The sequence below is a fragment of the Variovorax boronicumulans genome (assembly GCF_030812215.1).
Lineage (GTDB): Bacteria > Pseudomonadota > Gammaproteobacteria > Burkholderiales > Burkholderiaceae_C > Variovorax > Variovorax boronicumulans_C.
On the sequence record NZ_JAUSSG010000016.1, the window covers coordinates 23880 to 42535 of the forward strand.

Here is an 18656-nt window from a genome sequence, read left to right on the forward strand (position 1 = left end):
CGAACCACGACGATGCCATCCGCTGACCGCAGCGCGCTCTGGGCCGAGCTCAGCCAGACCAACCGGCTCTACCGCCTCGAGGTTCCGGGCGCTTCAAAAACAAACGCCAGCATCGACGCCTTGCGCGTCGAAGGCTGGGTGCAGCGCGAAGCCGTGTCGTATCCGTTCGAGATGCGCATCGTCTGCCTGAGCCTGCGCGCCGATCTAGCGCTCTCGTCGATGATCGACCAGCCCCTGACGCTCGTCACCGTGCTGGCCAACGGCTCGACCGGCAAGCGCACCGGCCTCATCCGCGCGGTGGAGTCGCTCGGCTCCGATGGCGGCCTCGCACGCTATCGCCTCACGCTCGTACCGTGGATCTGGCTGGCCACGCAACAGGGGCGCAGCCAGGTGTTCCAGCAACGCTCGGTGGCCGACATCATCGAGCGCGTGCTCGCACCGTATGCCGATGCAGGCAGCTGGGCCTTCTCTTCCGAGGTGAGCGGCTTTCTGGCCGATGCGCCCATTCGCACCTACTGCACGCAGTACCGCGAGAGCGACTTCGATTTCTTCTCGCGCCTGCTCGCCGAAGAAGGCCTGGCCTGGCGCATCGAAGAAGACGAGAAGGCGCCCCTGGGACACAAGCTCGTGATCTTCTCGGCGAACGACGCGCAGCCCGCCGACCCGGGCTCGCCCATCCGTTTTCATCGCAAGAGTTCGCAGGAACGCAGCGACGCCGTGCAGGCGCTGGTGCGCCGCATGCGGCAGTCGGTGGCGCAGGTGCACCTGAGCGCGTGGAACGTCGACGGCAAGCGCCAGTTGACGGGCAGTGCCGCCGCGCGGTTTGCGGTGGGTGGCAAGAACGCGCCGCGCATCGAGTACGACGACGTGCTCGGCTTGAACGACCGCAGCCGCGGCTGGGACAGCAACCGCACGCTCGAGCGCTATGCCGGCCTGATGATGGAAGCGGCCGAATGCCGCGCCGATGTGATGCTCGGCCACAGCACCGTGCGCACGCTGCGCGCGGGCACGCGCATCGAAGTCGACGACGCGCCCGCGCTCGGGTTGCAGGCAAAGCCTGCGCTGCTGCTGGACACCGTCGAGCATGTAGGTATCAACAATCTGCCGAAGGACACGGCGGCATCGATTGCGGCGCAGTTGGGCGATCTGTCGGAGCACCTCGTGTTCGACAGGCCTTGTGCATCCGTCACTGCCGAAGACGATGTGTTCGGGCTGGTGCCGACTGCCACCGGCAGTGCATACGACGAAGCGATTGATGTCCGCCCGCAAGCGCAGAGCCTTACCGCAGCGAAGACGCTTGGCTATGCCAACAGTTTCTCGGCCGTGCATCTGGATCGTCCGTGGCGGCTCGTGCTCGCGGCGGCCGACGGCGCGCGGCTGCATGCCAAGCCCACGGCCAGCGGCGTGCACAGTGCCATCGTGGTCGGGCCTTCGGGCGAGACTTCGCCTAACGGTGCGGACGAGCTGTACTGCAACGATCGCGGCGACGTGCGCGTGCGATTCCATTGGCAGACCGAGTCGGCCGGGGGCGAGGCGCAGAACAACGGCGGTGACGCCAAGGACAACCGCAGCACGCGATGGATTCGCGTGGCGCAACGGCAGGCTGGTCCTGGCATGGGCTGGCAATGGCTGCCGCGCATCGGGCAGGAAGTGCTGGTGAAGTTCGTCGACCTCGATGTCGACCAGCCAGTGATCGTCGGTGCGCTGTACAACGGGCGCGGCGATGGGGGCATCGAGCCTACGCCCGGTGGCGCATCGCGGAGTCAGGAAGGCTCAGGCCAGGGCCAGGAGAGCGATGTCTTCGCGCAGGCGCGCAACGGGTCGCCCAGCGCGCAGGCCAATCTCGCTGCTGGCCATGCGCCGGCCTGGCACGGCGCCAGTGCGGACGACAAGGGCCATCGCAACGCGGCTGCGCTGAGTGGCTTCAAGACGAAGGAGTTTGGCGGCGAGGGGTTCAGCCAGTTGGTGTTCGACGACTCGAACCAGCAACTGCGCGTGCAACTGCATGCGAGTACGGCACACAGCCAACTCAACCTCGGACATCTGATTCATCAGGCGGACAACTTCCGCGGCAGCTTCCGCGGGCAAGGGCTCGAGCTCCGCACCGATGGCTATGCGGCGTTGCGTGGCGGCAAGGGCGTGCTGTTGAGCACGTACCACGGTGCGGGCGGGAAGCAGCTTGAGCCTGTGGGCGACTTCGCACCTGGCATGGCGCTGCTCAAGCAGGTGCAGCAGTTGGGGCAGGCGCTGAGCGAAGCGGCGATGAAGCACGAGACCGTGCAACTCGCTGGACATATCGGCGCCGACAAGGCCAACGTTTCGCAGCTCGATAAGGAACGCGCGCCGTATGCGGCGATGCTGCATGCAGCGAGCGGGATGGTGACGGGCGATGCGCTGGATTCGGCTTATTCGGATGCGTCGGACAAGTCCATTGCGACCGGCGACGGCAAGGTGCCGCATACGACCGATGCGGTTGTCGCGCTGGCTGCGCGCGGTGGCCTGGCGATGGTGGCGGGGCAGCAGCTGCAGATGGTGGCTGGAGAGACTGCTACGTTGGCCAGCGGGGGGGATATCAACCTTGCGTTGGCTGATGTGTTGAGAGTCCATAGCGGACAAGCCATCGGTCTGCTGGCCGGCGCGCAGAAGGCGGATGCCGAGGCGGGCCTGTCGATCATCGCGGGCAGTGACGACCTGGACTTTCAGGCGCAGCACGATGAGCTTCGGGTGCAGGCCAAGGATGCGCTGAAGATCGCGAGTACGGACAAGACGGTGGAGTTTGCGGCGAAGAAGAAGATCCGCATTGCAACTGCGCAAGGGGCGTCGATCACGTTGCAGAACGGGGATATCACGTTCGAGTGTCCGGGGAAGATTACTTATCACGCGGTGCAGCGGAAGTTGGCGGGGCCTACAAACATGGCCTATCCCTTGCCGCCGTTTCCCAGGAGCGAATTGGCGCCCGACAAGCTCAACTTCGCGTTGCTGCTTAAGGATATTCCGGGCAAGCACGGGGTGCCCTATCCCGACCGGGAATGGGCAGTGGTCGTGCTCAAGAGTGTGCCGAATGACATGGCAGGAGCAGCGGCATTGGACAAACGAGCATGGCGCGACACGCTGGCTCAGGGCATCTCGAGTGCAGAGGGCGAATGCATCTTGACTGGAGACCAGAAGAAGGTCATCTGGGAAGCTGTGCAACGCCAAGCCGGCGCAGTCTGGCTGGTGTCCGGGCCCAACGCAACGCCGTTGAATTTCTCCTCCTTCACCAGTGGCGAAGGCGACACGGAACATCGCAAGATCATGGATGCCTTGAACTACATTCCATCTTCACTGGAGTTGCCGTCCGAGGCGCAAACAATGCTGCTGCGGGCCTTGGTGGAGCAGGACTACGACACGCCTCTCACAAGCACGCCCAACGCGGAAACCAAAGCCTGAGCCTCGCATGAACGCGCCACTTCCAGTGCAAGCGACGGTATCGCTGCACGACGACACCAAGTCCAGCGAAACTGGCCAGTACTTCTGCAACGAGAATCCGTTCGCGTTGCAGGTATCGGGCAACAAGGTCGAACGCCTCGAATCTGGTGAGGAGGCCTTCAGGCAGATGCTTGCCGCCATGAAATCCGCCCAGAAATTCATCTGGATCGCCGATTGGCAAATGGCGTTCGATGTGGAGCTGGGAGACCGTGGTCAGAAAGACCATCCCGGCCGCCTGATCGAAGTAATTCGATCCATCATTCGCTCGCGCCCCGTGCAAGTGCGCGTCTTGCTCTATGGCAGTCCCACCGGTGATCCTGTCGGCGTTGCAGACAAGATGGTGGCTGCACGTATCAACGCGATCAACCAAAAAGACTTCGCAGGCAAAGTCATCGTGCTGAGTCAATCGGCGACCAGCGCGCAGTACGACTCGTTCGACTACTCTCATCACCAAAAATTCATGGTGGTTGATGGCGGTGTCGCGTTTATCGGTGGCATCGACCTTTCCTACGGACGCTACTCAACGCCAGAGTTCGACCTGGTCATCGATCCTTCGCGCTTTGTGCTCAACGAGATGTACAACCCCGGTGCAACGAGGCTCCGGAAGATGGCTCCGCACGAAAGGCAACTCGTGGCGCTTGGTTTTGCCGACCCCTATGGCGGCAACGTGCTCGGTGAAGGCAAATTGCTGGACGAGGGCTGCCAACCTCGGATGCCCTGGCAGGATGTTCACATGAAGTTCTCCGGCCCCGCCGCTGTGGATGTACATCGCAATTTCGTCCGACGATGGAACTCGATCATTCGGGAAGCGACGGCCAAGGCACAGAGCGGCTATGTCTTCATAAAAGTGCTGCCCAATACCGCCGCCAATGAGACTGTAGAGAAGCCCTCAGAAATCAATCAGGCTTGGCTTGACGCGTGCGGAGCCACATCGTTGCTGCGCGCAGCGCAAACGTCCCAACAGGGGGCGGCAATGGTGCAGGTTGTTCGCTCCGTTTCTTCCAGCCATCTATCCAAGGAATCGTGGACCAGAGGCGCAGTCAGCATCCCCGACGATGTTCAATTGCTGCCCGGCAAGTTGCAGGAGGCCATGGAAAAAAGCATTCGGGATGGACTTGGTAAACATCAAGCCAATATCCTCAATGCGATGGTCAACTGCATCCGCAGTGCAGATAACTACATCTACATCGAGACCCAGTTCTTCATCTCAGGCTTTGGCACTGCCGGGAGCGTGAACAGTGGGAAGGTGGGCAACGAAGACAACGGCATCAGGAACGTCATCGTTCGGGAGCTTGGCATTCGGATTGCCCAGCATATCGGCGGAGGCACCAACTTCCACGTCTATTTGGTTCTTCCGGTACATCCGGAAGGCGATATCTCCAGCGGTTCGGTGTGGAAGCAGCATTGGCTGGCGCTGGCGAGTATTCATCACGGCAGCGACAGCCTGATCGGATGCATCAAAGCAGCGCTTCAGCGAATGGGGCGCGCCCCCGCGGAATGGACTCGTTATCTAACCGTCCTGAACATGCGCAGCTATGGCGTCGTGGTGCAGTACGCAAGAGATCCAAAGACTTTTGAGGAGAACTACAACCGGGAGATCGGTCGTTATGTCGTAACGGAGCAGATCTACATCCATTCAAAACTCTTGATCGTGGACGATGCAGCAGCCATCGTAGGCAGCGCCAATACCAACGACCGAAGCCTTACAGGCAACGGAGACACGGAGATTGCCGCTGTGGTGGTCGATACCGAGGGAGTGGAACTCAAGGACCTGGGCGAGCCGCGTTTCAAGGTGCAAACACGCAAGTTCGCGCGTGAATTACGGCGCAGCTTGTGGGAGAAGCACTTTGGATTCGCACTGAATCCGGAGAACTATTTCAACTCGACCCAGCGCGCGGTCAACGCAAATTCCTCCTCGCCCCCAGTTCAAGAACACCCACCGAGAGTGAAGACGACAGCCTCCGCCGTGTTCAGTAGATCCAATCAACAGGCGCAATGGCAGACCATCCTCGACAAGCCTTGCCATCCTGATACGGTCAGGGCAATCCAGACCATCGCCGGCAACAACGCGCGGGCTTACGAAACAGTCTTTCCGCAGGTGCCGCGCAATGGCATGAAGCACTTTGATGACATCCTCAAGCACTACACGCGACCATATCCCGCTGTAGTAGCGGGTGCGGCAAGTAAAAGTGTTCAGTCGCTCACGAGAAACCGCGATATGGTCAGAGGCATGGTCACCCAGAATGTTGGCAATGGCATATCGCCCGAGGCTGCAGCCAGGATGCAGAAGAGCGACGACGAAGCCTATCGCAAGAACATCGATGCTCTGCCCGACACTTTGGGTGACAGCACCCATGGGGTGATACCACCGGCTTTGGGCAAGGACTACATGACATCCAACCTGATGCCACACCAACAGGAGGGACTACGTACCCCAATGGAGGATTTTGCCAACCGTTACGTTGCCTATGAAGGCAATCAAGTGCACGACATCGCCAAGGCAATCAACTACCTCAAGAGCAACGTGCTGGGCTTTTTTGTTTTGATGCCGCTCAATTGGGGCGAAGGTGCCGACGTAGGCGGCGGGGTGGTCAAGGAGTACTCCGTTGATCTCGCGCAGAACGAGAACAAGGCATCGCCATCGACAGGATCATCTGTATGACGGGTCCCTTGCAATGAGGCGCCTGCGCAAGCCAGCGATGCTGGCCCTCGGCTGGATCTGTCTGAGCGTGGCCCAAGCCGCCTGCAATAACCCATCAAACTGGCTCGAGTCACCGAAAGACGGTGTAAAGGTCTTGATCGGCTACGAGCAAGACCTGGGAGGGCGCTTTGCGTCACAACCTGCGAACGGACTTGATACGCCCGCGTTCGCACCATCCCCGCCGCAAGACATGCAGGCCAAGGGCGGACCAGGCACTTTGCCCAAAGATGAAGACAAAGGCGTCGTGTCGTACTACGAGCCAGATGGCAAGGACGGCTGGCGCATTTGTCGCAAAGAGGACTGGTTCCGGCGCAGCGAAAGCACTCGTCCCGCCAGTATCGCCAGGACCGAGAAGAACCAGTCGCGCAACGCCAGCGTCGCGCCTCTTTTGAGATCGCATGTCATGGGAGCCGCACGGGTCTATCTCTATGACCCGAGGGGAAGGATTCAGGAGACGTTCGCGGCGGCTGTTTATGAGCCGGAGAAAAGCGAGCGCGTGACTACGGATGAGCGTCAGTGCTTCCGCTTCGACGATCAGAACTTGCTGCAACTGTACGTTTCCGCCACCGCGACCAATGCTTGCCCGCCTGGCGATCCCGATCCGAGGGACACGTGGCGCAAGTTCCGCTACGGCGCATTCAAGAATGATCGTGGCCAGACCGAGAACGGCAGCCTCTGGATTCAATGGCACAGCGGCAAGGAAGATGGCCGTTGGAGCGAATCCATCGTGTTTCGCAACTCCCCCAAGCCCAGCCCTGAGCGTCATGGCGGCAATGCGAGCGTCGACTCCAGCAAGGGCGTCACGCAAATTCTCGGCGGCTTCAACATCGGCCTGAAGGACCGCAGCGATGGCCCTGCGCTGAAGTACACCGACGGAAGCAGCAAGCCGATCGAGTACTACTTCACCAAGCCGCCAGTACCAGTCTCGATCCTTGACGACATCGAACAGGTGTACCGCCATGACCGCCGGCGTGAGACACAGGTGCTCTCGGGCATCAAGCTGATCGAGTTCTATCCCGCCGGGATGCACCAGCCGCGCGACCGCTTCTACATGGCCGCCGGACGAACCCTCCGGCAGGAACAGTACGACGACACGGGCAGGCTCAAGCGAGCCATCAACCTGGGCTTCGTCGGGTTGAACAGGAAAGATGGCGGCTTCTACGATGAGGATCTGCGCGGCAAGGTCGACCTCAAACTCAAGGGCAACAAGCTGTTGTACCGGGTGTGGGAATACAACGCGGCCGGCAAAGCCAGCCTGGTGGCGATCGGCTGGGACACCAAGTTCGGTTCGGCCATGCGCGAAGAGCCTCTGGATCTCGCGCAGTTGGCTTTCGGGTCACCAGACGGCACGGTGCGCTGGAAGCGTGAAGAGGACTTTTTCAAGGCCTTCGACTTCGACCCGCTGGCCAGCCGGGCGTATCCCGATTCGGCTACCAAATAGGCTGGAGTAGTCTGGTGTAGCAGGAGTTGATGAAAGAACACTTCGCGCGACACCTTCTGGCACTGATGTTGTTCAGCATGCTGCTTTCGAGCCAAGCCATTGCTCAGCCGTTCCAACCCGCCCGCACAGAATGCATCGGCTATCAAACCATCGGTGCGCCCGGCAGCATCGAGTACGCAACCCTGCCGCCCAACATATCGCCAACGGATGGAGCAGGCTACGGGTTTGGCAATGGAGTGGGGGCTTGGAAAACATATCAGTTGGTGGATACCGAAGAGGCGTATTCGATGCAGAGGAAGGCTCCAGAAGGCTCGAGGGTACGCCGGAACAGACCATCGCCAACTTCCTGAAGCTCTATCGCGCACGCGCGCCATTCGAGATTCCCGCCAAGCCCGGTGTGTGCCTGCCGTATGGCTTCATGACCGGAGAGAAGAAGCCCGCCCTTGTTGCCGTCTCCTTTCGCCTCACAGGTCATCCCGACATCGTCGTGTACCTGAGCGACAGAGATGCATCGAGCGAAGACAGCATCGATTCGGAGAAGTTTGTCAACGAAGCCGTACAGCGAGGCTACTTCTATGGAGCCAGATTCACGGAGCCTCTGGACGGCCCCGTGGAGCCGTTTATACCCGGCGACAAGAACGCGCCACCCGGTACTTCATCCAACCTCATCTTCAAGGTCGAGCGTTTCGGCCGCTTCGCCAAGGCGCCCATGACGGAAGGCGAGTTTCGCGATCTGGTGAAACGCATCGCGCAAAGCATCAAGCGCAGACCGAGAGCATGGCGCGCGCCTTGATGGCACGCGCCATCCCTCATCACCCCCGCGTCGCGTTCTCCTTCATCTTCGCCAACGCAATCGCCACCGCCGCCCCGCCCAGCGTCTTGATCAACCCCGAGTGCTGCGCATAGAACCGGCTCACCTCGTCGATCACTCCCGCATGCTGCTCTTCCGCATGCGCCGCGATCTCCGTCACCTGCCCAGGTGACAGCTGCGAGGCCTGCTCCGGCGTGAGCTGCGTCTGCCCGGGCTGCAGCAACCGTCCGAGCACCCCACCCGCCAGCATCGACGCAGCAGCCGGCCCCAGCGTCGCCAATATCTGATTCAGCACACCCGCCTGCTGCATCGGCGAAGACTGGCCGAACAACCGCCCCACCGTGTCGCCGAACGGCGGCGTCTGGTTCGAGCGCATCGCCGCCGCGAGCCCCGCGCCGATGGCGTCGGGTGAGGCGTGCTGCGCGATCTGGTCCACATGCGCGCTGGCATCGCTGCCGATAGCCTCCTGGAGGATGTCGAGTAGTCCCATGTCGGAGCTCCTTCCTGAACAAGCTCCCATCCTCGACCTGCACCCCTGAGCGGTGGCTGACTGACTCACTCACTGGCTGCACGCAGCCGTCGCGCACGGCTCACCGGCTGCCGGCCTTCTTGGCTATCCTGCCGGCTGGCCAAGACGAAGGATTCGATTTTGCAAACGCACCCCGCCATTCAAGCCGCGATGGAACGCGATTTCGGCGCCATTGCCGACCTGGTTCGCCTTCACGCCCAGCTCACGCCTGAGCATGCCGCGCTCGCCGACGCGAACTACACACTCAACTACGGTGCGCTCGACGCGCTGATGGACCGCATCGCCGTCAGCCTGCAGCGCGACGGCCTCAAGGCCGGCGACGCCATCGCGGTCTGCGCCACCTCATCGGTGAATTACGCGGCGGTGTTCCTCGGCGCATTGCGCGCAGGCGTCGCCGTCGCACCGCTGGCGCCCGGCTCCACGCCCGCAAGCCTGGCCCGCATGATCGAAGACGCCGACGCGCGCATCCTCTTCACCGACGCCTCGGCCGCCGACGTGGTCGGCCCCGCGAAGGAAGGCGGCATTGCGCGCGTCGCGCTCGACGGCTCTTCGGCAGGGCGCGATTTCGCCGCCTGGCTCGCGCCGGTCGGCGCCAAGCCCGAGGCCGTCGAAGTGCAACCCTCGTGGGCCTTCAACATCATCTATTCCTCGGGCACCACCGGCGAGCCCAAGGGCATCGTGCAGGGCCACGGCATGCGCTGGTCGCATGTGCAGCGCGGCGCCAAGTACGAGTACAGCGCCGACACCGTCACATTGCTGTCGACGCCGCTCTACTCCAACACCACGCTGGTGGTGTTCTTCCCCACCATCGCCTTCGGCGGTTGCGTGGTGCTGATGCCCAAGTTCGATGCCGGCGGCTACCTGCAGCTGGCCGAGCAACGCCGCGTGACGCACACGATGCTGGTGCCGGTGCAATACCAGCGGCTGATGGCGCACCCGCGCTTCGGCGCGCACGACCTCTCGTCGTTCCAGTTCAAGTTCAGCACCAGCGCGCCCTTCAACGCGGCGCTCAAGGCCGATGTATTGAAGCGCTGGCCCGGCGGGCTGATCGAGTTCTACGGCATGACCGAAGGCGGCGGCACCTGCATCCTCGAGGCGCACCTGCACCCGACCAAGCTGCACACCGTGGGCCAGCCGGCGCCGGGCAGCGACATCCGGCTGATCGACGAGGAAGGCAACGAGCTGCCGCAGGGCAACACCGAAGTGGCCGGCGAGGTGGTGGGCCACTCGGCCGGCATGATGACCGGCTACCACCGCCAGCCCGCGAAGACGCGCGAGGCCGAATGGTTCGACGCCACCGGCAAGCGCTTCATCCGCACGGGCGACGTGGGCCGCTTCGATGCGGACGGCTTTCTCACGCTGTTCGATCGCAAGAAGGACATGATCATCAGCGGCGGCTTCAACATCTACCCGAGCGACCTGGAAGCCGTGCTGCGCGGCCACGCGGCGGTGGCCGACGTGGCGGTGGTGGGCATGCCCTCCGAGCAATGGGGCGAGACGCCGGTGGCCTTCGTGGTGCGCCGCGAGAACGACGCCACCACCGAAGACGCACTGCTGCAATGGACCAACGACCAGCTCGGCAAGACGCAGCGCCTGGCGCGCCTGCACTTCATCGAGGAACTGCCGCGCAGCGCGATCGGCAAGGTGCTCAAGCGCGAACTTCGGGAATTGCGGTAACGCCTGGACGCGCCCCCGGCTGACGCGCCGCGGCCTGCAGTCGGGCAAGATCGCGGCACCAATGAAATCCCTTCGCGGCCAGCTCGTCTTCTTCTGGGTGCTGCTGTTCAGCGTGTGCGCCGCGCTGGCCGTGGTGATGCTCACGCTGTATCGCAGCAGCGCGGGCGCCCAGGTCGCGGCGGGGCAGGCGGCCACCGAGCAATCGTGCCGCGCGATCGCGGCGCGCTACGCCAAGTCGGTGAGCGAGCCCTCGCCCCCGCAACCGCAGGTCGACCTGCTGCAGGTGCTGCTGCAACTGGTGCTGATCGAGGCGCCGCATGTCGAAGGCGGCGTGTGGCAGGGCGCCGGTGGGCTGCTGGCCTATGCCTATCCCACGTACGAAGGCAGCGGCGTCAAGCGGGACGTGCCCGCCGCCGAGCAGCCGCTGATCGTCGAACTCTCGCAACTCGCGGCGCGCACCCAGCGGCCGCAGACCGACGTGGTGCGCGGCAGCCGCGAGGCGCTGATTGTCTCGGCCTGCCCGCTCGCCGCGCCGGCCAACGATCTCGCGGCCTGGACCATGACACGCACCAACGCCGGTGCGCTGGCGGCGCAGGGAAGCCTGCGCACCGGGCTGGCGGTGCTGCTGCTGGTCGTGCTGGCCTCGGGACTGTGGCTCGGCTTCATCCTGTTGCGCGGGCTGCGCCATGTGCAGCGCCTCGAAACCCGTCTGGCAGAGGCCGATGCAAGTGGCGACGCGATGCCCGAGCTGCCGCGCACCGGCGTGCAGGAGCTCGACCGCATCGTGGACGGCTTCAACCGCTACCGCCTGCGCTTCGAGGAGGCGCGCGCGAACCTGCGCGCGGCCGCCCAGCAGCGCAGCCGCGACCAACGGCTGGCGGCGCTCGGCCGCATGACGGGCGGCATCGCGCACGAGATCCGCAACCCGATCGCGACGATGCGCCTGAAGGCCGAGAACGCGCTGGCCGCCACGCCCGAGCGGCAGGGCGAGGCGCTGCGCACCATCGTCGGCCAGATCGACCGGCTCGACGGCCTGGTGCAGAGCCTGCTCGCGCTGGTGCAGCCGGTCACGTTGGCACCGCAAGAGGTCGACCTGCACCGCTGGCTCACCGACCGCACCGCCGCCGTCGCGGCGAAGGCAGCCACCGGCGACGTGCAGGTTGTGCTGCGACACGATGGCCCCGCGAAGGCGGTGTTCGACCCGGTGCACCTGGCGCGCGCCGTCGACAACCTGCTGGACAACGCCGTGCGCCATGCGCCGCGCGGTGGCCGCGTGACCCTGTCCGCATTGCAGCCCGATGCGCGCACGCTGGCGGTGCGCGTGGACGACGACGGCCCCGGGGTGCCCGAGTCGCTGCAACCGCATCTCTTCGAGCCCTTCGCCACCGGCCGGGCCGACGGCACCGGGCTCGGGCTGGCGCTCGCGCGCGAGGTGGCGCTGGCACACGGCGGCGAGCTGCACCACGTGCCGCTCGCACCGGGCACCCGCTTCGAACTGGAGTTTCCATGGCGCACCTCCTGATCGTCGACGACGACGACGCCTTTCGCGGCACGCTGGCCGAAACGCTGCAGGACCTCGGCCATCGCGTGGCGGCCGCGGCCGGCGGCGCCGAGGCGGTGGAGATGCTCGCGCGCGAGCGCTTCGACACCGTGTTCCTCGACCATCGCATGGCCGGCATGGACGGCCTGCAGACGCTGGCGGCCATGCGGGCGCGGCTGGTGCACCTGCCGCCGGTGATCGTGCTCACCGCCTTTGCGAGCGCGGGCAACACCATCGAGGCGATGCGCCTGGGCGCCTTCGACCACCTGGCCAAGCCGATCGGCCGCGAGGCGGTGCGCGAAGTGCTCGAGCGGGCGCTGCAGCAGCGGGCCACCGCAACGCCGTCGGGCGCCCCGGTGGACGAGGACGACAGCGGCGAGTTGATCGGCCCGGGCCACGCGATGCGCGAAGTGCACAAGCGCATCGGCCTGGCCGCGGCGAATTCGATGCCGGTGCTGGTGCTCGGCGAAACGGGCACCGGCAAGGAAATGGTGGCGCGCGCGCTGCATCGCCACTCGGTCCGCGCCGACCGGCCCTTCGTGGCCGTCAACTGCTCGGCCATTCCGAAGGAACTGCTCGAAAGCGAACTCTTCGGCCACGTGCGCGGCGCGTTCACGGGCGCTGCGGGCGAGCGCCCGGGATGCTTTCGCGCGGCCGACGGCGGCGTGCTGCTGCTCGACGAGATCGGCGACATGGCGCTCGACGTGCAGGCCAAGATCCTGCGCGCGCTGCAGGAGGGCGAGGTCACGCCGCTGGGGAGCCACAGGACGGTCAAGGTCGATGTGCGCGTGGTCGCAGCGACCCACCGCGACCTGGCCGTCGCGGTGCGCGAAGGGCGCTTTCGGGAAGACCTGCTCTACCGGCTCGACGTGCTTTCGATCCGCCTGCCGCCGCTGCGCGAGCGGCTGGCCGACATCATTCCGCTGGCCGAGCACTTCCTGCGGCGCGCGGCAACACCCGAGCCACCCAAGGCGCTGTCCGCCGACGCCGCGCAGCGGCTGCTGAGCCACCCCTGGCCCGGCAACGTGCGCGAGCTGCGCAATGTGATGGAGCGCTGCCAGGCGCTGGTGCGCCACCGCGTGATCGGCGGTGCGGACCTGGCTGCCGCACTGGGCACAGCGCGCCCCGTCGAGACCGCTGAATCGCTCCCGGCCGGCTGGCTCGACGCCGAGCTGCCCGCCGCCGTGGAGCGGCTCGAGCGGCTGCTGATCGCGAACGCGCTCGCAGAGGCCGGGGGCAACCGCGCCGAGGCCGCGCGACGGCTGGGCATTCACCGGCAGTTGCTCTACCGCAAGCTCACCCAGTACGGGCTCGAGTAGACCGGAGTGTCCGGAAACCGGACGCCCGGTGTCCCGGGATCATCCGGCCATCGACCGCCCGGCGCGCGCAAGTCGTTGATTTCAAAGGGTTTGCCGGCTGGCACGTTGTGTGAGATGTCCTTGGGCATCCATTCACACAAGGAGCCCTCCATGACACCCCGCATCACCTTCATTGCCGCCGCCTGCCTGCTGGCCGGGAGCGCGGCCTTCGCGCAAATGCCGCCTCCACCGCCCGGCGGACCGGTGCCTCCTGGGCCGACGCCCATCGCCGCCGCGCCCGAGGCCGGCCTCGCCACCGTCAGCGGTCGTGCGCAGCAGTGGCTGCTCAATCCGAACGGCGAGGCCGACGGCTTGCTGCTCTCGGACGGCACGCAGGTCGCGTTCGCGCCGCATCTCTCCGCCGCCGCGATGCAGATGCTCAAGGCGGGCGATGCGGTGCAGGTCAGCGGATGGCGCGCGCCCGGCGTGCCGGTGATCCGCGCACAGACGATCGCCGCCAACGGCCGAAGCCTGACCGACCAGCCGCCCGTGCCCGGCATGGCCCCGCCGCCGCCAGGCGCATCGGGCGCGCTCAGTGCGATGACCGCCGGCGGCCGCATCGAGCGCCTGCTCTACACCGACCGCGGCGACATCCGCGGCGTGATGCTCGAAGACAGGACCATCGTGCGCTTCCCGCCGCACATCGGCGCGGCGTATGGCGCGCAGTTGCAGCCCGGTGCGCCGCTGCATGCGCGCGGCTGGGGAACCCGCAGCGCGCAGGGCGCGGCGCTGGAAGCGACGAGCCTGGGCCGGAGCGCCGGCACCGAGCGCGAAGTGTTCGGCGAACCGGGGCTCGAGCCCGCACCGCCAGCCGGCGGCCCGCGCGGACCGCGCGGCCGGGGTCCGGTGCCGCCGGCCCCGGTGATGCCGCCGCCAGCGCCGAACCCCGCCTCCTGACGCTCGCGCGAAGCCCGTCATGACGCGCCCCGCCGCCCCTGCCACCCCACGCATCACGCCCTCGCGCCGCAGCCTGCGCGCGCTCGACGCGCTGGCCTTCCTCGCGCCCGACATCCAGGGCGGCGTCGGGCCGTTCCTGGTCGTCTTCATGGCCGGCACGCTGGCCTGGGACCCGCAGCGCATCGGCACCGTGATGTTCGTCTCGGCCCTGGTGGGGCTCGTGGTGCAGGCGCCGGCCGGTGCGCTGATCGACAGCGTGCGCCACAAGCCGCGCTGGATCGCGGGGGCGATCTCGCTGATCGCCGTCAGCCTGCTCGTCATGGCGAACTGGCCTGGCTATGGCGTGATCCTCGCCGGGCAATCGCTCATCGGCGCGGCCGGCACGCTGGTCGCGCCCGCAATCGCGGCGACCAGCCTCGGCATGGTGGGGCGCGCGGGCCTGGATGCGCGCATCGGCCGCAACGCCGCGATCACCGCGGCGGGCACGGTCCTGTGGGCACTGGGCACGGGCTGGGTCGGCCACGCCTTCGGCCCGCACGCGATGTTCTTCTATGCCGTGGCCATGGCGCTGCCGACTATTGCGGCGGCGCTTCGCATCCGCCACCGCGACATCGACCAGCAACTGGCGCGGGGCGCCGATGCCGAGCCCTCTGCAGCGCCCTCCCCCGTGCCGGGTGCGCGCGCTGCCCGCGCCCCCCGCTGGTACGACCACCGGCTCCTCGTGCTGCTGGCCTGCGCCTTCCTGTTCCACCTGGCCAATGCCGCCATGCTCACGCTCGTGGCGCAGAAGGTCGGCACGCGGGCCGGCACGTCGGCTGCGCTGTGGCTCTCGGGGGGCGTGATCGTCACGCAGTTGGTCACCATTCCCATCGGCCTGGCGGTCGGACGCTGGGCGCCGCGGCTGCCGCGCAAGCCGATCTTCCTCGTCGGCTTCGCGGTGCTGCCGGTGCGCGGGCTGCTCTACCTCCTGGCCGACAGCCCCGCCGCGCTGCTGGCGCTGCAGGTGCTCGACGGCATCGGCGCGGGCGTCTTCGGCGTGATGCTCACGCTGACGATCAGCGACCTCACGCGCGGCAGCGGCCACTTCAACTTCGCACTCGGCCTGGGTGCTGCCTGCGTCGGGCTGGGCGCGGCGCTGAGCAACCTGGTGGGAGGCGCGGTGGCGCATGCGGCCGGCTACGGCACGGCCTTTTGCGTGCTGGCCGCCATCGCCGCAGGCGCGCTGGCCCTGTTTGCGCTGGCAATGCCCGAAACTCGCGGTCATGGCCGCTCGCCCTTCGGCAAGCCGGCCGTCCCCGCATTGACCTCCGCCGCTTCATGACCAAAGACACCGTGCCCGCCCTGCCCGCCTCGTCATCCGACACCCCCTCGCCGCATGAGGGCGGCGGCAACGGTCTCTTGTGGGTGCTGGTCGCCGTCGCGGTGCTGTTCGCGTTCCTGCGCCCGCGCGCGCCGATGGACTGGCTCCGGCTGGTCGACTGGCAGACGGTGGGCGCGCTCGCCGGGCTGCTGGCCATCACGCAGGGCGTGGAGAAGAGCGGCATGCTGCAGGCGGCCGCGCAGCGCCTGCTCGCGCGCACGCACAACCAGCGCAGCCTGGCGATGCTGCTGACCGCGAGCGCGGCGCTGCTGTCGGCGCTGGTGACCAACGATGTGAGCCTGTTCCTCCTGGTGCCGCTCACGCGCGTGCTCGCCAACCAGGCGCACCTGCCGCTCGCGCGGCTCGTGGTGCTGGAGGCGCTGGCGGTGAATGCGGGCTCGGCGCTCACGCCGATCGGCAATCCGCAGAACCTCTACCTCTGGCACCGCTCGGGCGAGAGCTTCTTCGCCTTCATGGGAATGATGGGACCGACGGTGGCGGTGATGCTGTTTTGGCTCTTCGTCGCCGTGTGGCTGCTGGTGCCGCGCACGCCCATCGCGCTCAAGCCCTCGGCCGAGGCGGCACCGGTGCAGCCGCGCCTCCTGGCGCTGGCGGGCGTTCTGTTCATCGGCTTCGTGGTCGCGCTGGACCGGCACTGGCTGCTGGCGGGGCTGGGCGTGGTGTTCGGGGTGTTTCTGGTGACGTACCCGCGCGTGCTGCGCGGCATCGACTGGGCGCTGCTCGCGATCATCGCGCTGATGTTCGTCGACCTGCGGCAGCTCGCCGAGCTGCCCGCCATCACCGCGCTCCTCGGCCACTGGCCGATCACCGAAGGGTGGCGTGCCTACCTCGCGGCCATCGTCACTTCGCAGTTCATCAGCAACGTGCCGGCGGCGATCCTGCTCGACAGCCACGTGCGCGACCTGCCCGCGCTGGCCGCCGGCGTGAGCGTGGGCGGCTTCGGCTGCGTGCTGGGATCGCTCGCCAACCTGATCGCGCTGCGGCTCGCGAAACTGCCGAACGGGCTGCGCGAGTTTCACCGCATCAGCATTCCGTTCCTGCTGGTGTGCGCGGCCTCGGCGCTGCTGCTGCGGCTGGCGTGACAGGCGCGGAGCCGGCGAAGACAATCGGGGCCTGCCCACCATGCATCCACCCGCCACCCTCAGCACCCTTTCGCTGCGCGACTACGGCACGTCGCGCGGCAGCCATGCGCACGATCACTTCCAGGTGCTGATCGGCCTCGATGGCGTGCTCGACATCGAGGTCGAAGGCCGGGGCGCAGGGATCGCGGCCGGCGAGGCGCAGGTGGTCGCGCCGGGCGATCGCCACGACTTCGAGGCGCGCAGCGAGGGCAGCGTGTGCCTGGTGCTCGACACCACGCATGCACCGTGGGCCCGCTGCGCGGAGCGCGCGCCGGCCGATGTACCGCAACTGCACGCGCTCGCGCGCTACCTGGCCCACTGCATGAAGCAGCCGCAGCACGCCGTGCTCGCCTTGCAGCACGGTCCGGCGCTGTTGCTGGAAGCCTGGAGCCCCCGGTCTTCGTCCTCGCCGGACACGCGCCGGCGCCGCATCGATTGGCAGGCGCTCGCAGCCTGGGCGCGGACGCGGTGGCACGAGCCGCTGGGTGTTTCCGACCTCGCCGGAGTCGCGTGCCTGAGCCCCAGCCAGTTCGCGCAGCGCTGCCGCGAGGAGCAGGGCGTGAGCGCGATGCACTGGCTGCGCGGGCTGCGTCTGGCGCATGCGCGCGAACTGAGGCTGGAGGGCATGGGCGTCGCCGAAACGGCGCGGCGCACGGGCTACCGCTCGCCTTCGGCGCTCACGGCCGCGCTGCGGCGGCGCGGCGCCTGACGGCAACAACAACAACATCGTCGTCACGCGACGATCGACCGGCATTGCGCGACGACCGTATCGCTTAGCCTCGCCGGTCATGTCTTCTTCCACCGTCTACGCCCTGCTCGCCATCGCGCTCTGGACCTCCCTTGCCTCGCTCGGCACGGCCTTGTCGCACCTGCCGCCGTTTTTGCTCACCGGGCTCGCGCTCATGATCGGCAGCGTGCCGAGCTGGCCGCTCGTGCTGCGCGACCGCCGCGCCTGGAAGGTGCCGCCGCGCACGCTGGCGCTGGGCATCTACGGCCTGTTCGGCTACCACTTCCTGCTGTTCATCGCGCTGCGGCATGCGCCGCCGGTCGAAGCCAATCTCGTCAACTACCTGTGGCCGCTCCTCATGGTGGTGCTGGCACCGGTGTTGCTGCCGCGCATGTCGCTGCGGCCGCTGCACGTGATCGCAGCGCTGCTGGGTTTCGCGGGCGCGGCGGTGGCGATCCTCAGCGCGCGCGGGGGCTCGGTGCCGGCCGCGGGGGCGACCGCGGGCTATTGGGGCTTCCTGCCGGCGCTGGGCTCGGCCTTCATCTGGGCGAGCTACTCGCTGTGGACGAAGCGGGTGGCGGCGTTTCCCACCTCGGCGATCGGCCTCTTCGGGCTGGTCTCGGGCGCGCTGTCGCTGATCTGTCACGCACTGCTGGAGCCCTCGGTCGCGCTGTCGGCCCGCGACTGGCTGCTGGTCGCGCTCTGCGGCCTTGGTCCGCTGGGCGCGGCTTTCTTCGTCTGGGACATGGCGCTCAAGCGCGGCGACGCGCGGCAGATCGGCATCCTGAGCTACATCACGCCGCTGGCCTCCACGTCGCTGTTGCTGGCCGTGACCGGCCGCCCGCTCACATGGAGCATCGCGCTTGCGGCGGCGCTGATCATCGCCGCGGCTGTCATGGGGACACGCGCCCGTTGAACGAACGAACGATGAGCGAATGAACGAATCACGCTCGCGTCCGACGAATCAAGGCGCGTTTTCTGGCTAGAGTGGAGGCTCAGAAACAA

The 18656-nt window shown here is 66.6% G+C and carries 13 protein-coding genes; 12 read left to right on the plus strand and 1 reads right to left on the minus strand.

All coding sequences use genetic code 11. The annotated features are described in order from the left end of the window. The first annotated feature begins 12 nt into the window (after positions 1 to 12). The 4 genes from J2W23_RS30045 to J2W23_RS30060 all read left to right on the plus strand — a co-directional run bounded on the left by J2W23_RS30045 (position 13) and on the right by J2W23_RS30060 (position 8403). Positions 13 to 3429: a type VI secretion system Vgr family protein gene (locus J2W23_RS30045; protein ID WP_307651333.1), complete on the plus strand. Its 3417-nt coding sequence runs from the start codon at positions 13 to 15 to the stop codon at positions 3427 to 3429. A gap of 7 nt (positions 3430 to 3436) precedes the next feature. Next, entirely contained in the window at positions 3437 to 6130 is a 2694-nt protein-coding gene (locus J2W23_RS30050) for a phospholipase D-like domain-containing protein (protein WP_307651334.1), read from the plus strand. A 13-nt stretch (positions 6131 to 6143) separates the two neighbouring features. Further along, the gene (locus tag J2W23_RS30055) at positions 6144 to 7610 is read left to right on the plus strand and encodes a hypothetical protein (RefSeq protein WP_307651335.1); all 1467 of its coding nucleotides are present in this window, start codon (positions 6144 to 6146) and stop codon (positions 7608 to 7610) included. Between the two features lie 244 nt (positions 7611 to 7854). Then, positions 7855 to 8403: a T6SS immunity protein Tli4 family protein gene (locus tag J2W23_RS30060; protein WP_307651336.1), complete on the plus strand. Its 549-nt coding sequence runs from the start codon at positions 7855 to 7857 to the stop codon at positions 8401 to 8403. A gap of 19 nt (positions 8404 to 8422) precedes the next feature. Here J2W23_RS30060 and J2W23_RS30065 read toward each other — a convergent pair whose 3' ends face one another. After that, complete coding sequence (locus J2W23_RS30065) at positions 8423 to 8911, minus strand: hypothetical protein (protein WP_307651337.1); 489 nt, start codon at positions 8909 to 8911, stop codon at positions 8423 to 8425. A gap of 189 nt (positions 8912 to 9100) precedes the next feature. On the opposite strand from J2W23_RS30065, the gene J2W23_RS30070 reads away from it, so the two are divergent. The 8 genes from J2W23_RS30070 to J2W23_RS30105 all read left to right on the plus strand — a co-directional run bounded on the left by J2W23_RS30070 (position 9101) and on the right by J2W23_RS30105 (position 18567). Continuing rightward, a complete protein-coding gene (locus J2W23_RS30070) occupies positions 9101 to 10627 on the plus strand; it encodes a class I adenylate-forming enzyme family protein (RefSeq protein WP_307651338.1) in 1527 nt (508 codons plus the stop codon). 61 nt (positions 10628 to 10688) lie between these two features. Further along, positions 10689 to 12149 (plus strand): sensor histidine kinase, encoded by a 1461-nt coding sequence (locus J2W23_RS30075; protein WP_307651339.1) that lies wholly within the window; start codon positions 10689 to 10691, stop codon positions 12147 to 12149. After that, positions 12134 to 13486 carry a sigma-54-dependent transcriptional regulator gene (locus tag J2W23_RS30080; protein WP_307651340.1) on the plus strand — a complete coding sequence of 451 codons (1353 nt, stop codon included), beginning with the start codon at positions 12134 to 12136 and terminating at the stop codon, positions 13484 to 13486. Before J2W23_RS30075 ends, J2W23_RS30080 begins: the two co-directional genes overlap by 16 nt. A 150-nt stretch (positions 13487 to 13636) precedes the next feature. Next, positions 13637 to 14422: a hypothetical protein gene (locus J2W23_RS30085; protein ID WP_307651341.1), complete on the plus strand. Its 786-nt coding sequence runs from the start codon at positions 13637 to 13639 to the stop codon at positions 14420 to 14422. Between the two features lie 19 nt (positions 14423 to 14441). Then, complete coding sequence (locus J2W23_RS30090) at positions 14442 to 15743, plus strand: MFS transporter (RefSeq protein ID WP_307651342.1); 1302 nt, start codon at positions 14442 to 14444, stop codon at positions 15741 to 15743. Next, the gene (locus tag J2W23_RS30095; protein WP_307651343.1) at positions 15740 to 16885 is read left to right on the plus strand and encodes an SLC13 family permease; all 1146 of its coding nucleotides are present in this window, start codon (positions 15740 to 15742) and stop codon (positions 16883 to 16885) included. The genes J2W23_RS30090 and J2W23_RS30095 overlap by 4 nt, the downstream gene beginning before the upstream one ends. 40 nt (positions 16886 to 16925) lie before the next feature. Next, positions 16926 to 17633 (plus strand): AraC family transcriptional regulator, encoded by a 708-nt coding sequence (locus J2W23_RS30100; RefSeq protein ID WP_307651344.1) that lies wholly within the window; start codon positions 16926 to 16928, stop codon positions 17631 to 17633. 79 nt (positions 17634 to 17712) lie between these two features. Beyond that, entirely contained in the window at positions 17713 to 18567 is an 855-nt protein-coding gene (locus J2W23_RS30105; protein WP_307651345.1) for a DMT family transporter, read from the plus strand. The last annotated feature ends 89 nt before the right edge of the window (positions 18568 to 18656 follow it).

What these genes read in the sequence shown, in the direction of transcription:
- J2W23_RS30080 (WP_307651340.1), top strand. Translation starts at nt 12,134, where the DNA reads ATGGCGCACCTCCTGATCGTCGACGACGACGACGCCTTTCGCGGCACG.
- J2W23_RS30045 (WP_307651333.1), top strand. Translation starts at nt 13, where the DNA reads ATGCCATCCGCTGACCGCAGCGCGCTCTGGGCCGAGCTCAGCCAGACC.
- J2W23_RS30100 (WP_307651344.1), top strand. Translation starts at nt 16,926, where the DNA reads ATGCATCCACCCGCCACCCTCAGCACCCTTTCGCTGCGCGACTACGGC.
- J2W23_RS30065 (WP_307651337.1), bottom strand. Translation starts at nt 8,911, where the DNA reads ATGGGACTACTCGACATCCTCCAGGAGGCTATCGGCAGCGATGCCAGC.
- J2W23_RS30105 (WP_307651345.1), top strand. Translation starts at nt 17,713, where the DNA reads ATGTCTTCTTCCACCGTCTACGCCCTGCTCGCCATCGCGCTCTGGACC.
- J2W23_RS30090 (WP_307651342.1), top strand. Translation starts at nt 14,442, where the DNA reads ATGACGCGCCCCGCCGCCCCTGCCACCCCACGCATCACGCCCTCGCGC.
- J2W23_RS30055 (WP_307651335.1), top strand. Translation starts at nt 6,144, where the DNA reads ATGAGGCGCCTGCGCAAGCCAGCGATGCTGGCCCTCGGCTGGATCTGT.
- J2W23_RS30085 (WP_307651341.1), top strand. Translation starts at nt 13,637, where the DNA reads ATGACACCCCGCATCACCTTCATTGCCGCCGCCTGCCTGCTGGCCGGG.
- J2W23_RS30075 (WP_307651339.1), top strand. Translation starts at nt 10,689, where the DNA reads ATGAAATCCCTTCGCGGCCAGCTCGTCTTCTTCTGGGTGCTGCTGTTC.
- J2W23_RS30095 (WP_307651343.1), top strand. Translation starts at nt 15,740, where the DNA reads ATGACCAAAGACACCGTGCCCGCCCTGCCCGCCTCGTCATCCGACACC.
- J2W23_RS30050 (WP_307651334.1), top strand. Translation starts at nt 3,437, where the DNA reads ATGAACGCGCCACTTCCAGTGCAAGCGACGGTATCGCTGCACGACGAC.
- J2W23_RS30070 (WP_307651338.1), top strand. Translation starts at nt 9,101, where the DNA reads ATGGAACGCGATTTCGGCGCCATTGCCGACCTGGTTCGCCTTCACGCC.